Below are 14404 nucleotides of genomic sequence, written 5' to 3'. Positions count from 1 at the left end.
CCCCGGCCTCCCTTTCAATCGCTGTCCTCGCTCCAGATCAGCCGTAACAGCCGCAGCAGTGTTGCCCGATCTTTTTTCGTCAGCCGTTGCAGGAACCGGTCCTCGTGGTTGCGCACTTTGAGCCGCCATGGCGGCATGGCGGCTTTGGCTGCCTTGGTCAGAGCGAGCACCTGCACGCGCCTGTCCTGCGCATGGTCGTCGCGCTCGACCAGCCCGCGCTCCTCGAGTTCGGCCAGCAGCGGCGCCATGTTGGCGCTTTTCATGCCCAGCCGGCGGCAAAGCTCGGCGGCGCTGATGCCGGGCCGTTCGTCGATTAGCGCCAGCATCCCGTAGGTGACCAGGCGCAGTGAGGCATCGGCCATCTCGGCGGTGAAATCATTGAGCGCCAGTGTCGAAGCGCGCCGCAGATTGTAGCCGATCTGTGCGTCGAGCCTGTCTTCAGGCGCCACCCTAGCCACCTTGCCGCTGCGGTCCGATGTCTCGTCCATGCTGCAACCGATCGCTGCGACCAAGGTTCTTGTCAAGCAAAAAAGACTATGCAACATAGCAATTCTAAAAGCTATGTCACATAGCGATTGATGCAGGGGAAGAGCACAACTCTTCTCCCCGCCACACAGGAACGCAAGCCGGAGGAGAGTTGCCATGACCGAAGAGACCGTTGCCTTCGACATCGAGGACGGCATCGCCTGGGTGCGCTTCAACCGGCCTGAAAAACGAAATTGCATGAACCCGGCGCTCAACCGGCGCATGATGGAGGTGCTCGACCAGCTGGAATACCGCGATGATGTCGGCGTGCTGGTGCTGTCGGGCGAGGGCAGTGCGTGGTCGGCGGGCATGGACCTCAAGGAGTATTTTCGCGAAACCGAGGCCAAGGGGCTGGGCGCCGTCCGCAAGGCGCAAGGCGAGGCCTATGGCTGGTGGCGGCGGCTGCGCTGGTATCGCAAGCCGACCATCGCCATGGTCAATGGCTGGTGCTTTGGCGGCGGCTACGGCCCGCTGTTTGCCTGCGACCTCGCTTTCGCCGCCGACGAGGCGCAATTCGCTCTGTCGGAGATCAACTGGGGTATCTTGCCCGGCGGCGGCGCCACCAAGGTGGTGGTCGATCTCCTGTCGATGCGCGACGCCATGTATCACGCGCTGACCGGTGAGTTGATCGACGGCAGGAAGGCGGCGGCCTGGAAGCTGGTCAATGAAAGCCTGCCGCTGGCGGAGCTGAAGCCACGAGTTACCGAGGTGGCGAACATCCTGCTGAAGAAAAACCCGGTGGCGCTGAAGGCGACAAAGGACGCCATCCGCCGCGTCGGCGAGATGACCTATGACAATGCCGAGGACTATCTGGTGCGCGCGCAGGAAGCGGCCAATTCCTACGACAATGACGGCCGCAAGGAAGGCATCCGCCAGTTCATCGACGAAAAGAGCTACAAGCCCGGGCTCGGCGCCTATGACAAGGCGAGGTGATCAGCCAATATCCAATCGGGGAGGAGAAGCGAGATGCCGGCCTGGACGACTTCAGACCCCGTGGCGCTGCACGCGGGCGCGCAGCCGCAGCGCGTCGCCTGCGTCGATCTCGCATCCGGGCGGCGCTGGACTTACCGTACGCTCGACGAGGCCATCCAGCGCGCCATGGCTGTGCTGGAAGACTACGGCATCGAGCCGGGACAACGCATCGCGACGCTCGCCCGCAACAGCGCCGATCTACTCATCGCGCAGCAGGCCGCCATGCGGCTCGGCGCCATCTTCGTGCCGGTCAACTGGCGCCTTTCCGCCGTCGAGCAGCAGACGGTCCTGGCCGATTGCGAGCCGGTGCTGCTGCTGCACGACGCGGCGCTGATTACGGCGCTGCCAAAAGGCTGTGTACCTGTGGAGGTCAGGGCCTTTGCCGCGGCGGCCGAAGCGCAAGCGCCCGCGCTACGACGCGCTTTGCCGGCGGGCGATGTACCGTCGATCATCCTCTACACCTCCGGCACATCGGGCCGGCCCAAGGGTGTCATCCTGACCGAGGCCAATGCGTTCGCCACCGCGGTCAATTTCGGCGTGCTCGGCCGCGTCGGCAATTCCAGCATCTTCCTCTGCGACGCGCCGATGTTCCATGTCATCGGCCTTATCACCAGCCTGCGTCCGCCCTTGCTGCAGGGCGGCACCGTGCTGATCTCGCCCGGCTTCGAGGCCGGTCTCACCAACCGCCGTCTGGCAGACCCGGACCTCGGCGTCACCCACTATTTCTGCGTCCCGCAAATGGCACGGATGCTGCGCGACGGCACCGCGTTCGCGCCGGCGAACTGGACCACGCTGACGGCCATCTTTACCGGTGGCGCGCCCAATCCCGCCGCCGACATCCTTTGGTGGCTGGAGCAGGGCGTGCGCATGGTCGACGGCTTCGGCATGACCGAAGCCGGCACCGTGCTCGGCATGCCGGTCGAGGCACACCAGATCGCCCGCAAGGCCGGCTCCGCCGGCCTGCCGGCGCCGTCTTTGTCGCTGCGCATCGTGGACGAAGATGGCCACGACGCCGCAGCCGGCGAGCCGGGTGAGATATGGCTGTCAGGCCCCAATGTCACGCCGGGCTACTGGAACCGGCCCGATGAGACGGCGCAGGCCTTTACATCGGATGGCTGGTTCCGCACCGGCGACATTGCGCGCCGCGACGAAGATGGTTTCGTCACCCTCGTCGACCGCCGCAAGGACATGTTCATTTCGGGCGGGGAGAACGTCTATCCAACCGAGGTCGAGATGACGCTGCTCGATCATCCCGACATTTCGGACGTCGCCGTCATCGGCATCGCCGACGGGCGCTGGGGCGAGGTCGGCCGCGCCTTCGTCGTGCTAAAGGCTGGCTGCGTCCTCGATCCGACGGCGCTCGCGGCGCACTGTGCGGCTCGCATCGCCCGCTACAAGGTGCCGAAGGAATTCCTGCTCACCGACGCGTTGCCCCGCACCGCCTCCGGCAAGATTCAGAAACACATCTTGCGCGGGCGGTGAGATCGGGCTTCACCGCCGTCCTCACTGCGCCCGCGCCTTGGCGACGTCGGCCGGCGTGATGGCGGATTGCTTGCCGCCGAAATGCGCCAGCACATAGTTGCCGAGCGCCGCGATCTCGACATTCGAATAGGCATTGGCGAAAGCCGGCATCGCCTGCTTGCCGAGCGGCGTCGTCATATGCGCGCCCTTCAGGATGACCTGGATGAGGTTTGTGCCATCGGGGTCATTGACCGTGCGGCTGCCGCGCAGCGCCGCATAAGGTGTCTGCAGCCCTTCGCCGTTCCATCCGTGACAGCTGGCACAGGCGCCCTGGAACAGCTTCAGGCCGAGCCCGCCTTGCGCCACTGAATCGGCAGACGGAGCGTAGGCGATGGACGTCGTCAGTGTTGCCGGCGGCTCGACTTCGACGATCGCCTTGTCGCTGCTGACTTGCGGCGGAACGGTTTTTACGTAAGTGACGATCGCCTTGATGTCTTCCGGCGTCAAATGGCGCAGGCTGTAGTCGACGGCTTCGCCCATGTTGCCGGTGGCCGCACCACGCCCTTCCGCATGACCCTTGGAGAGATAGTTGGACAGCTGCTCCTCGCTCCAGCTTCCGATGCCGGTCGTCTTGTCCGAACTGATGTTGTAGGCCTTCCAGCCCTGCAGTTCGGCGCCGGCGAATTTCTTGCTGTTGTCGAGCCCATAGAACAGGTTGCGGGGCGTGTGGCATTCGCCGCAATGCGCCATCGCTTCGGTGAGATAGGCGCCGCGGTTCCATTCCGCGCTCTGCTTTTCGTCTTGCTGCAACGGACCGTCGGGAACGAACAACAGGTTCCAGAACCGCAGGACATAACGCTGGTTGAACGGAAAACTCAGATCGTTCTTCGGCGCCTCGGCGTGCACCGGCGGCAGGCTGAACAGATAGGCCTTGATCGCCAGCGCATCTTCCGTGGTCATCCTGGCGTAGGCCGCATAGGAAAAGGCCGGATAGAGATTGCGGCCTTGCTTGTCGATGCCCTGATGCAAGGCACGCACGAACTCCGCGTCGCTCCAGTCGCCGATGCCGGTTTCCTTGTCGGCGGTGATGTTTGGGGAATAGACGGTGCCGAACGGCAGTTTGAAGGCAAGGCCCCCGGCATAGCGCGTGCCGCCTCCGGTTGTGTGGCAGGCGACGCAATCGGCCGCGCGCGTCAGATATTCGCCGCGATCGATCAGCGCCTGACCGGTCGGCAGTTTCGCTGCCGCCACGGAGACGTCCGGCAGCGACGCCGGTTTGAACAGGAAGATCGCAGCGCCGGCGGCGATGACGACCACGACAGCGAGGAGGATGCGGACCAAACTTCTCATGGCCTGGCCCTCACAGCGCTTCGGCTTCGGTTACGATGCCGGTCTCCGGGCGCTCCCTGCTGTTCGCCAGCACCGCCAGCAAGGGTGCTGCGGGCGGCGGCACCATCGACACGCTGGTCTTGTCGGCGCCGTCGCTCTTCAGCTGGTTGCGGTCGATGGGCAGGCTGCGCAGGCGTTTTCCCGTCGCGGCAAAGATCGCGTTGGCAAGGGCAGGCCCGGCCGAAACCGTTGCTGTCTCGCCGATGCCGCCGGGCGATTCCAGGCTCTTGACGTGATAGACCTCGATCTTCGGCGCCTCATTGTTGCGCAGGATGCGGTAGTCGTGAAAATTACTCTGGTCGACGCGGCCATTGCTGAAAGTGATGCCGCTGTAGAGCGCCGCCGACAGGCCGAAGATCAACCCGCCTTCGATCTGGGCTTCGACCGTGTTTGGGTTGATGGCGATGCCGCAATCGACGGCCACCACCGCGCGCTGCAGCGTAATCTCGCCGGCCGCTGAAACCGAGATCTCCAGCACCGCGGCCATGAAGCTGCCGAAGGCATCGTGCAGGGAAATGCCGCGGCCGCTGCCGGCCGGAAGCGGCGAGCCCCATCCCGACTTTTCGGCCGCAAGCTCGAGCACGCCTGCGGCCCGCGGCTGGTTCTTGGTCAGCGCCCGGCGATACTCCACCGGATCCCTGCCCACCGCATAGGCGAGTTCGTCCATGAAACTTTCGACCACGAAGACATTGTGCGTCGGCCCGACACCGCGCCACCAGGTGATCGGCACCGGCGGATCCTCGCGCACCCAGTCGACCTGGATGACCGGCAGATCATAGGGCGGTTTGGCGGCGCCCTCGACGGCATCGTCGTCAAGCTTGTCCTGAGGCCAGCCGCCGGGGATGTAATTACCCAACACCGAACCGCCGGCGACATGGTCGATCCACACGGTTGGCAAGCCGTCGGCGCCGAGACCGGCTGATATCCGGTCGTAGTAGGTCGGCCGGTAGAGATCGTGCTGGATGTCTTCTTCACGCGTCCAGATAACTTTGACCGGGTAGCTCACCTGTTTGGCGATCGCCACCGCCTGGCCGACATATTCAGCGACAAGCCGGCGGCCGAAGCCGCCGCCGATCAGGTGATTGTGCACGATGATCTTGTCGAGCGGAAAGCCCGTGACCTGTGCCGCCCAGCCTTGCGCCTGGGTGGGCACCTGGGTGCCGAGCCAGATCTCGCATTCATCGGCGCGCACATGCACGACGCAGTTGACCGGCTCCATCGGCGCATGGGCCAGGAACGGCAGCTCATAGCTTGCCTCGACCGTGTTGACGGCAGCCTTCAGCGCGCCGGCGACGTCGCCTTCCTGGCGCGCCATGATCGGTGTCTTGTTTTTGGACGCAGCCTTCAAGGTGTTCATCATATCGTCGCTTGAAAGCCTGGCGTTGGCGCCTTCGTCCCAGGTGATGGTGAGGGCCTCGAGGCCTTTCTTGGCAGCCCAGAAATGATCGCCGATCACGGCGACCGCATTGTCCAGCCTGACGATATCGCGCACGCCTGGAACGGCGCGTGCCGCCGTCTCGTCCACATCGCCGAGCTTGCCGCCGATCACCGGACAGGCGGCGACCGTCGCCACCTTCATGCCGGGCACGCGCACATCGATGCCGTAGACCACTGCGCCATTTACCTTGCCCGCCGTGTCGACCCGGCGCAGCGACTTGCCGATCAGCTGGAAATCCGTGGGGGCCTTGAGCTTGACGTCGCTCGGCACCGGTTGCTTGCCGGCTGCGTCGGCGAGCGCGCCATAGGCCAGCTGCCGGCCTGTCGGCTGATGCGTGACCACGCCAAGCTTGGCGCTGCATTCCGAAATCGGAACCGCCCATTGCGCGGCTGCTGCCGCAACCAGCATCGTGCGGGCGACGGCGCCTGCCTTGCGCAGCGATTCCCAGGTAGCCCGCATCGAGGTCGAGCCGCCCGTTGCCTGGCCGCCAAGCGCAGCGGTGGCGTACAGCTTGTCGTTGGGCGGTGCGTCGACGACCTTCACCTGGTCGAGGCCGACTTCCAGTTCCTCGGCAATCAGCGTCGCTTCGCCGGTGTGGGTGCCTTGTCCCATCTCGATGTTGGGCAGGATGAAAGTGATCTTGCCGTCGCTGTCGATGCGGATAAAGGCATCGGGTGAAAAGGCGGCGGTGACGTCGCCCTCGACGGGCTCGGCGGCGGCAAAACCGGGCCTGGTGCCGGCGCCCAGCATGGTGAAGCCGAGCAGAAGGCCGCTGCCCTGCAGGAAGGCACGGCGCGAGGTGAATTTTTGGGTGGGGGAGGAGGACGGCTTGCTCATGGCTGGCTATCTCCCTCAGGCCTTCGCGGCCTGTTTTATGGCCGCTCTTATTCGCGTGTAGGTGCCGCACCTGCAGATATTGCCGGACATGGCGGCATCGATATCGCTGTCGCTCGGGTCGGGGTTGCGCTCCAGCAGCGCCGAGGCCGACATGATCTGGCCGGACTGGCAATAGCCGCACTGGATCACTTCAAGGTCGAGCCATGCCTGTTGCACTTTTTTGCCCGACGGCGTCGCACCGATCGCCTCGACGGTGGTGACATGGCGCGACCCAACCGACGCGACCGGCAACACGCAGGATCGCACCGGTTGCCCGTCAAGCTGCACCGTGCAGGCGCCGCACTGGGCGATGCCGCAACCGAACTTTGTGCCGGTCAGGCCGATGACATCGCGTAGCACCCACAGCAATGGCATATCGCCCGGCACGTCGACACTGCGATCCTCGCCGTTTACATTGAGCGCAATCATGGGCCTCTCCTCGGTTATCCGGATCCCCGTGGACAATGCAGTAGGCACCTGTTTGCCGGTAGTGTCTAATCACATGCATGTTGTTCGGCACCGCAACGCGTGTGCAAATCGCACTCGTGTGCGCGCCACAGTGCCCCTGATCTTTGCCGGGCTGCCAGCTGAAAGGTTTTTGCGATGGCTGAGTTGAAGGTCAGGACCCGCGTCACCGGCGCGACGGCGACGCTGCAGCCCGGCGGCTTGCCTTCCATCACCACTCCGACCGGCGGTGCAGTCGATGTCGTCACCGGCGTCAGCGCGCCGGGCTTCAATCCGCTCGACCTGCTCTACGCCTCGCTCGCCGCCTGCATGGTGCTGAGCGCGCGCATCGCCGCCTCCCGCCTCGGGGTTGCCGCCGCGCTTGGCGAGGTGCGCGCCGAGGTCAGCGGCGAGAAGGCCAAGGACGAGCCGTCGCGCGTCGAAAGGCTCAACATCAGGCTCGACATCTCAGGCGATCTCGACGCTGCGACCAAGCAGCGGATCGTCGAGGACGCCGAAGCGATCTGCACGGTGTCCAACACGCTGCGCGCCGCGCCGCAATTGCATACGACGCTTGGGTGAGGGCTTCGCAGAATGCCTCGCTGCCACCAACCAAGGACCGTCCCATGGCCATGATCCCGCCGATCGACTACGCCTCGGCATCGCATGACATCCGCGCCGAGCACGACAGGGAGCTTGGCCTGCGCGGACGCATGACCAACATGAAGCGCATCCTGCTGCATTCACCGGCGGCCCACCGCATCTATGCCGAATGGTTCACCCTGCGCGATCTGCTCAAGCCCGCACTCGACGACCGCGCTGTCTGGCTGTTGTCGCTGGCGATCTCCGAGAGATGCCGCGCCGAGATACCGCTTACCTTCTTCCGCCGCGCGCTGATCGATGGTGGCCTTGATCCCGAGGCAATCCAGCCAACCTCCGACGAGGCGTTGCTGATCGAATTTGGCAAGGCAGTCGCCGCCGATGCCAATGTCATTCCGAACGACATCTGGGCAGCGCTGAAGGCTCGCTATGACGACACGCTGCTGGTCAACCTCGTCGCCTTCGCCGGCATCATGGTGGCGACCTGCCTGTTCACAAACGCGGTGAGGGTCGATCTGGACCCTGAGTTGGAGGCGTATCGCCGCAAGGGTGCCGATCCGGTCTGATGCGATCGATACGCAGTCGATCTGCAGTGGATATCGCCCGGAAGGATCAGCCGTAGTAGCCGGCTCCAAACAGCAAAAGTGTTTCCACCTGGGAGTCCGCTTCTTTTCCTATGGCTGTCCAGATGCTGATGCCGAGAGCATTCGAAATCGCGCTATCGATCTCGACCTTCACATGGGGGTCGGTTTGTCTCAAGAACCTCAGCGCAACCTCCATGGAAATCGGAAACAGCGACGCGCCACCCAGTTCCAAGATCGCAGGCGAGGTGAATTCTAGCGCTTCGAGTGCGCCATCGGCCTTGTAATAGGCGAATACTCCAAGGTCCGGCCAATGGTCGGCCGGAACGCTGGTTGGGCTCCGCCGGAAGACCTTGAGCTCTCCTGAAAAGAAGGATCTGACAGTCGCCTTAGACGATCCGAGAGGAAGCCCTTTGACGCCATTTAGCGGTTCGATCGAAAGATGCATGTACACAGTTAATCGCTGCCGGCAGCAGATGACAATGTTCATCGCAGGAATCGGGTGGCCCAGGCGCCTCGTTCGCCCCACTTTGACCGCAAGCAAAGGAGGCATCCATGACCATCCATTCGATAAGCACCAAACGCGCAGCCCATTCGGCCGAAGCGCGCATCGCAGCGCAGGACTGGAGTGCTCTGATCGGCGAACTGAACAGCCACGGCAGCACCGTCATGCCGGCGCTGCTTTCACCCGAGGAGTGCACCGAGATCGCCGGTCTCTATCCGCATGAGGACCATTTCCGCAGCCATGTGGTGATGGCCCGCCATGGCTTCGGCAAGGGCGAGTACCGCTATTTCCGCTATCCGCTGCCGGATCTGGTCGGTGGCCTGCGCACCGCGCTCTATCCGAGGCTGGCCGGCGTCGCCAACGACTGGAACGAACGCATGGGCGTGGCACGGCGCTATCCCGATGACCATGCCGCCTTCCTCCAGCTTTGCCACGAAAGCGGCCAAACGCGGCCGACGCCGCTTCTCCTCCAGTATGGCCCCGGCGACTTTAACTGCCTCCATCAGGACCTCTATGGCGACCTCGCTTTTCCGCTGCAGGTCGCAATCCTGTTGTCGCAGCCGGGCGAGGATTTCGCCGGCGGCGAATTCGTGCTGACCGAGCAGCGCCCGCGCATGCAAAGCCGTGCCGAAGTGGTGCCGCTGACCCGGGGCGATGCGGTGATCTTTGCTGTCCACAACCGCCCGGTGCAAGGCACGAAAGGCCATTACCGGGTCAACCTCAGGCACGGCGTCAGCCGCCTGCGCTCGGGACGGCGGCATACGGTGGGAATCATTTTCCACGACGCGAAGTGACAATTCGTCGGACACTGCCAAAGCACTTCACTACCGGCTGCTTATTGACATGGCGAGTTCGGCGGAACAGTCTCCGCTTGTGTAAGAGAGGGGAATTTATGAAACGATCCTATGAGAAGCCGACACTCGTCAGACGGGGCAAGCTCGCCTCGCTCGCCGCCCAGCAGGTGCCGTCAATAGAAGCGGAAGTGCCCGCACCGAACTGAGTACAGAAGCTGGTTCAAAAACAGCCCGTTGCGCAAATCGCGCGGCGGGCTGTTTTGCATTCTGGAGGTGCGGACCGCAGCGGCTTTTGCGCGCGGCGTCAAATGGGCGCTTCCTCTGGCGCGGCCGATCGCGTAAGGGCCGGGGAAAATCCTCCAAGGTTCTTCCAGTCGCATGATCCGTCTTGAAAGCATCATCAAACAGAACGGCCGCCAGCTTGTCTTCATCGAGGCCTCGGCCTCGCTACAGAAGGGCGAGAAGATCGGCCTTGTCGGTCCGAACGGCGCCGGCAAGACGACTTTGTTTCGCATGATTACCGGCCAGGAGCAGCCCGACGAGGGCCAGGTGCAGGTCGATCGCGGCGTCACCATCGGCTATTTCAGCCAGGATGTCGGCGACATGGCCGGCCACAGTGCTGTGGCCGAAGTGATGAACGGCGCCGGGCCGGTCAGCGACGTGGCGGCCGAAATGGCCGAACTCGAGGCGGCCATGGCCGATCCCGAGCAGGCCGACCGGATGGATGAGATCATCGAGAAATATGGCGAGGCGCAGCACCGTTTCGAGGAACTCGACGGCTATGCGCTCGATGGCCGCGCCCGCGAAGTGCTGGACGGCCTGGGCTTCAGCCAGGAAATGATGGACGGCGATGTCGGCAAACTGTCCGGCGGCTGGAAGATGCGCGTGGCGCTGGCCCGCATCCTGTTGATGCGGCCCGATGTCATGCTGCTCGACGAACCGTCCAACCATCTCGATCTCGAAAGCCTGATCTGGCTGGAGCAGTTCCTGAAAGGTTATGAGGGCGCGCTGCTGATGACCTCGCATGACCGCGAGTTCATGAACCGCATCGTCAACAAGGTGGTCGAGATCGACGCCGGTTCGCTCACCGCCTATTCCGGCAATTACGAATTCTACCAGCAGCAGCGGGCGATCGCCGACAAGCAGCAGCAGGCGCAGTTCGAGCGCCAGCAGGCCATGCTGGCCAAGGAGATCGCTTTCATCGAGCGCTTCAAGGCGCGGGCGTCACACGCCGCCCAGGTGCAGAGCCGGGTGAAGAAGCTCGACAAGATCGATCGTGTCGAGCCGCCCAAGCGCCGTCAGATCGTGAATTTCGATTTTCAGCCGGCGCCGCGCTGCGGCGAGGATGTCGTGACGCTGAAGAACGTCCACAAGGGCTATGGCAGCCGCTCGATCTATGAGGGGCTGGACTTCCAGGTCCGCCGCCGCGAGCGCTGGTGCATCATGGGCGTCAACGGCGCCGGCAAGTCGACACTGCTGAAGCTGGTGGCCGGCGCGTCTGACCCGGATGCCGGCACAGTTGCTCGGGGGCCGAGTGTGAAAATGGGCTATTTCGCCCAGCACGCCATGGAGGTGTTGGAGGGCGAACGCACCGTGTTCCAGACGCTGGAGGACGCGTTTCCGCAAGCCGGCCAGGCGCCGCTCAGGGCACTCGCCGGCTGCTTCGGCTTTTCCGGCGACGAGATCGAGAAGAAATGCCGGGTGCTGTCGGGCGGCGAAAAGGCGCGCCTGGTAATGGCGCTGATGCTGTTCGACCCGCCCAACCTGCTGGTGCTGGACGAGCCGACCAACCATTTGGACATCGCCACAAAGGAGATGCTGATCACGGCGCTGTCGCAATACGAAGGCACCATGCTGTTCGTCTCGCACGACCGCCATTTCCTGGCCGCACTCTCCAACCGCGTGCTGGAACTGACGCCAGAAGGCATCCACACCTATGGCGGCGGCTATACCGAATATGTGGAGAGGACCGGGCACGAGGCGCCGGGGCTGCGGACCTGACGCAGGTCCTGCGTCCGCATTTGCGTCCGGCAAAGCCAGGATTTGTCAGCTCGCCGCCAGCCATTTGCGCGACTGCGCGAAGGCCTTGAAGGCTTTGGCATCCATCGGGTAGCCGAACAGGAAGCCTTGCAGGATGTCGCAGCCAAGCTCTTTCAGGATGCGCGCGTGCTCCATCGTCTCGACGCCCTCGGCGATCACTTCGATCCCGAGCGACTTGCCGATGTCGATGATGGACGACACAAGCTGCCGCTGTGCGGTTGAGCTGGTGATGGGGGTGACCAGCTGGCGGTCGATCTTGAGGCGACGGGGCCGCAACTTCAACAGCGAGACGATCGAGGCATGCCCGGTGCCGAAATCGTCGATCTCGACGTCGATGCCGAGCCCCTTGATGTGTTCGATGTTCCAGCTGACCAGCTCGTCGTTTTCGTCGAGGAAAATCGACTCCACCAGTTCGAACGACACGGTCCCTTCCTTGATCGGAAGCTTGCGCAAACCCTTGATCAGGTCCCTGTCTTCCAGGCGCCGTGCGGAAACGTTGACCGAGACGCGCGGGATGTTGAGGTGGCTGCGCGACCAACGCTCGAAATTATCGAGCGCCTGCTCCAGGACGGTGCGGTCGATAAGCGCCACGACATTGAGTTCTTCAGCCAACTTGATGTAGGCGTCGGGGGTCAGCATGCCGCGTTGCGGGTGATCCCAACGCGAGAGCGCCTCGACGCCGACGATCTCCAGCGTCTTGGCGTCGAACTGCGGCTGATAGTAGACGACGAATTCGTTCCGCTCGAGCCCGCCCAGAATCTCGTCGGCGGTCTGCTTGGTCCGCACGATCTCGCTCTGCAGCTCTTCGTTGAAAAACTCGTAGCGGTTGCGGCCGCGGCCTTTCGCCCGGTACAGCGCCAGATCGGCATTGACAAGCAACTGCCTTGCATCGACGCCGCTATTGGCCGCAATGCCGATGCTGACGCCGAACCGGCACTGGTGACCCAGATAGTCGACCGGCTGGCGCATCGCATCGATAATGTGGTCGGCCAGCGCGGCGAGTTCCTTGTCGTCGCGTCCATGGCTCAGCACGACAAACTCGTCGCCGCCGATGCGCGCAACGAAATCGGCACTGCCGACGCTGGCCTTGATGACTTTCGAAGCATGCACCAGCAAAGCATCGCCCGCTGCATGGCCGAGCGTGTCGTTGATCTGCTTGAACCGGTCAAGGTCGAGATGCAGCAACGCCGCACGGCCGTCGGCTTCGCGGTTTTCGGCAAGCATCTCGTCCAGATACCGACGGTTGGGCAGACCGGTCAGCGAATCATGCATCGCGACATGCTCGATGCGGGCTTTGGCCAGGTTCAGTTCGGCATTTTTCGATTCTGAAAGGCGACGTTCACGCATGAGATTCTCGTTGAGCAGCACGTCGCCTGTCACATCCCATTCGGCGCCGATCATTTTTGGCGTGCCGTCGATGTCCCGGAAGAAACTGGCGCGGGTGCGCACATGGCGAATGGTGCCGTCCGGCCGCAGGAGCCGATACTGCGAAGAGTAGGGGCCTTGTGTTGCAACAGCCGAATCGAAATCTGCTTTAGCCCGTTCGAAGTCTTCGGGATGGATCGCCAAGGCCCAGTCGTCATAGCTACGGGTCTTGCCGCCGGCGGGTTTGCCATAGATTTCGTTGATGCGGTCGTCCCATACGAGTTCGTTGCTGACGGTATCGTGCTCCCACACGCCTATAGCAGAGGCTTCCAACGCCAGCTCCAGCCGCCGGGACAGGCGCCTCAACTCGGCGTCATTTTTCTGCCGCTCACCGAAAAGACGTCCTGCCACGAGGATCGGCAGCACCACCAGCGCGCCGGCAAGCGCCATGAGCAGACGCAACAGCCACTCATTTTTCGGAGCGGTCGGCCAACCGCCCTTCGGTATGGCTGAAATTTGCCAGGAGCCTGAAGGCAATTGCACCTCTGCCATCACCGGATTGCCGGACACGACATTATCGCCGCCGAAGAACAGTTCCCCGCCGCCGCCGAGCGCATCCTTGCCGATAAGCGCCACATCGATATCCAGATCAGGGTCGGTCAGTCCGCTGGCAGCGTAGAGCCGATCGACATCGATCACGGCCGAGACGATACCCCAGAAACGGTCGCCGCCACCCGCCGTCGGCACGAAGACCGGGATACGGCCGATGAAGCCACGTCCGCCTTGCGCCAGTTTGACCGGCCCGGCGAGCACCAGCGCGCGCTGGTCACGGGCGCGAAGCGCGGCCGTGCGTTGCGTATCGCTCTTGCGGTAGTCCAGCCCGATGGCTTTTTCATTGCCTTCCAGCGGATATATCAGCGCGATGACGAGGTCGGGGGCGCCGGCAATATCGCGCAACTGCGATTTTTGCTCGAACAAATTACGGGCGAGTGCCCCAAATCTTTGCTGGCCCATATAGGGCTCGGTAACGATTGTCGAAACGAGACCCTGAACCAGCTGGAGATTGCCGCCTATGTTGCCTTCGAGCTTGGCGCGTATGATGTTGACCTTGGCGAGGACGTCGGCGCGCGCCAGCTGATCGGAGACCTCTCTGTTCCTCTGGTCGGCAACCAGGGCGCAGACGAGAAGCACGACAAAGGCAATCGCCGCCGGCAAGTTGGCGGAAGAAAAAACGGCCCGTTTCAACCGGCCGGAATTGAGCATTGCACCTGCCAACTCGATCCGAAGACCTTTCCAGGACAGTAGTCCTTCGGTCGACCATAGTAGCTAAAGCTTAAGTTTGAGCTTCGAGACGAATCCGAGAACAAACGGTAAGCTTTTGGCTGCCAGGGTCCAGCCGAAATCTGAATGAGTG

12 protein-coding genes are annotated in these 14404 nt (G+C 63.2%); 6 read left to right on the top strand and 6 right to left on the bottom strand.

Translation table 11 applies throughout. From position 1 onward, the window contains the following. Positions 1-14 precede the first annotated feature (14 nt). Positions 15-488 carry a MarR family winged helix-turn-helix transcriptional regulator gene (locus tag NLY43_RS06340; RefSeq protein WP_031199431.1) on the bottom strand — a complete coding sequence of 158 codons (474 nt, stop codon included), beginning with the start codon at positions 486-488 and terminating at the stop codon, positions 15-17. Positions 489-642: 154 nt separating this feature from the next. On the opposite strand from NLY43_RS06340, the gene NLY43_RS06335 reads away from it, so the two are divergent. After that, positions 643-1458: a p-hydroxycinnamoyl CoA hydratase/lyase gene (locus tag NLY43_RS06335; protein WP_023701859.1), complete on the top strand. Its 816-nt coding sequence runs from the start codon at positions 643-645 to the stop codon at positions 1456-1458. Positions 1459-1491: 33 nt separating this feature from the next. Further along, entirely contained in the window at positions 1492-2979 is a 1488-nt protein-coding gene (locus tag NLY43_RS06330; RefSeq protein ID WP_023711871.1) for an AMP-binding protein, read from the top strand. A gap of 21 nt (positions 2980-3000) precedes the next feature. Here NLY43_RS06330 and NLY43_RS06325 read toward each other — a convergent pair whose 3' ends face one another. From NLY43_RS06325 to NLY43_RS06315, 3 genes are read right to left on the bottom strand one after another with little or no spacing between them, the layout of a single operon-like run. Further along, complete coding sequence (locus tag NLY43_RS06325) at positions 3001-4308, bottom strand: c-type cytochrome (protein ID WP_023711870.1); 1308 nt, start codon at positions 4306-4308, stop codon at positions 3001-3003. Between the two features lie 10 nt (positions 4309-4318). Beyond that, complete coding sequence (locus NLY43_RS06320; protein WP_023713403.1) at positions 4319-6622, bottom strand: xanthine dehydrogenase family protein molybdopterin-binding subunit; 2304 nt, start codon at positions 6620-6622, stop codon at positions 4319-4321. A 15-nt stretch (positions 6623-6637) separates the two neighbouring features. After that, on the bottom strand, positions 6638-7090 hold the full coding sequence (locus tag NLY43_RS06315) for a (2Fe-2S)-binding protein (protein WP_031199430.1): 453 nt from the start codon (positions 7088-7090) through the stop codon (positions 6638-6640). 174 nt (positions 7091-7264) lie between these two features. Here NLY43_RS06315 and NLY43_RS06310 point away from each other — a divergent pair, with 174 nt between their 5' ends. Next, the gene (locus NLY43_RS06310; RefSeq protein ID WP_023670326.1) at positions 7265-7687 is read left to right on the top strand and encodes an OsmC family protein; all 423 of its coding nucleotides are present in this window, start codon (positions 7265-7267) and stop codon (positions 7685-7687) included. Between the two features lie 44 nt (positions 7688-7731). Continuing rightward, on the top strand, positions 7732-8271 hold the full coding sequence (locus NLY43_RS06305; RefSeq protein ID WP_023684792.1) for a carboxymuconolactone decarboxylase family protein: 540 nt from the start codon (positions 7732-7734) through the stop codon (positions 8269-8271). A 46-nt stretch (positions 8272-8317) separates the two neighbouring features. Here the strand turns inward: NLY43_RS06305 and NLY43_RS06300 are convergent, their stop codons facing one another. After that, positions 8318-8776 (bottom strand): hypothetical protein, encoded by a 459-nt coding sequence (locus NLY43_RS06300; RefSeq protein WP_031202147.1) that lies wholly within the window; start codon positions 8774-8776, stop codon positions 8318-8320. A gap of 65 nt (positions 8777-8841) precedes the next feature. Here NLY43_RS06300 and NLY43_RS06295 point away from each other — a divergent pair, with 65 nt between their 5' ends. Together NLY43_RS06295 and NLY43_RS06290 are read left to right on the top strand one after the other, a co-directional pair. Beyond that, the gene (locus tag NLY43_RS06295; protein ID WP_023701853.1) at positions 8842-9585 is read left to right on the top strand and encodes a 2OG-Fe(II) oxygenase; all 744 of its coding nucleotides are present in this window, start codon (positions 8842-8844) and stop codon (positions 9583-9585) included. A 378-nt stretch (positions 9586-9963) separates the two neighbouring features. Beyond that, complete coding sequence (locus NLY43_RS06290; protein ID WP_023701851.1) at positions 9964-11586, top strand: ABC-F family ATP-binding cassette domain-containing protein; 1623 nt, start codon at positions 9964-9966, stop codon at positions 11584-11586. Positions 11587-11631: 45 nt separating this feature from the next. Here the strand turns inward: NLY43_RS06290 and NLY43_RS06285 are convergent, their stop codons facing one another. Then, the gene (locus NLY43_RS06285; protein WP_031199429.1) at positions 11632-14253 is read right to left on the bottom strand and encodes a bifunctional diguanylate cyclase/phosphodiesterase; all 2622 of its coding nucleotides are present in this window, start codon (positions 14251-14253) and stop codon (positions 11632-11634) included. Between the last annotated feature and the right edge of the window lie 151 nt (positions 14254-14404).

This window comes from Mesorhizobium sp. C416B, assembly GCF_030323165.1.
Classification (GTDB): Bacteria; Pseudomonadota; Alphaproteobacteria; order Rhizobiales; family Rhizobiaceae; genus Mesorhizobium.
The sequence above is the reverse complement of the archived record's forward strand: the minus strand, read 5'-3'. Positions and strand labels throughout refer to the sequence as shown.

What these genes read in the sequence shown, in the direction of transcription:
- NLY43_RS06335 (WP_023701859.1), top strand. Translation starts at nt 643, where the DNA reads ATGACCGAAGAGACCGTTGCCTTCGACATCGAGGACGGCATCGCCTGG.
- NLY43_RS06310 (WP_023670326.1), top strand. Translation starts at nt 7,265, where the DNA reads ATGGCTGAGTTGAAGGTCAGGACCCGCGTCACCGGCGCGACGGCGACG.
- NLY43_RS06340 (WP_031199431.1), bottom strand. Translation starts at nt 488, where the DNA reads ATGGACGAGACATCGGACCGCAGCGGCAAGGTGGCTAGGGTGGCGCCT.
- NLY43_RS06325 (WP_023711870.1), bottom strand. Translation starts at nt 4,308, where the DNA reads ATGAGAAGTTTGGTCCGCATCCTCCTCGCTGTCGTGGTCGTCATCGCC.
- NLY43_RS06330 (WP_023711871.1), top strand. Translation starts at nt 1,492, where the DNA reads ATGCCGGCCTGGACGACTTCAGACCCCGTGGCGCTGCACGCGGGCGCG.
- NLY43_RS06305 (WP_023684792.1), top strand. Translation starts at nt 7,732, where the DNA reads ATGGCCATGATCCCGCCGATCGACTACGCCTCGGCATCGCATGACATC.
- NLY43_RS06300 (WP_031202147.1), bottom strand. Translation starts at nt 8,776, where the DNA reads ATGAACATTGTCATCTGCTGCCGGCAGCGATTAACTGTGTACATGCAT.
- NLY43_RS06320 (WP_023713403.1), bottom strand. Translation starts at nt 6,622, where the DNA reads ATGAGCAAGCCGTCCTCCTCCCCCACCCAAAAATTCACCTCGCGCCGT.
- NLY43_RS06285 (WP_031199429.1), bottom strand. Translation starts at nt 14,253, where the DNA reads ATGCTCAATTCCGGCCGGTTGAAACGGGCCGTTTTTTCTTCCGCCAAC.
- NLY43_RS06315 (WP_031199430.1), bottom strand. Translation starts at nt 7,090, where the DNA reads ATGATTGCGCTCAATGTAAACGGCGAGGATCGCAGTGTCGACGTGCCG.
- NLY43_RS06290 (WP_023701851.1), top strand. Translation starts at nt 9,964, where the DNA reads ATGATCCGTCTTGAAAGCATCATCAAACAGAACGGCCGCCAGCTTGTC.
- NLY43_RS06295 (WP_023701853.1), top strand. Translation starts at nt 8,842, where the DNA reads ATGACCATCCATTCGATAAGCACCAAACGCGCAGCCCATTCGGCCGAA.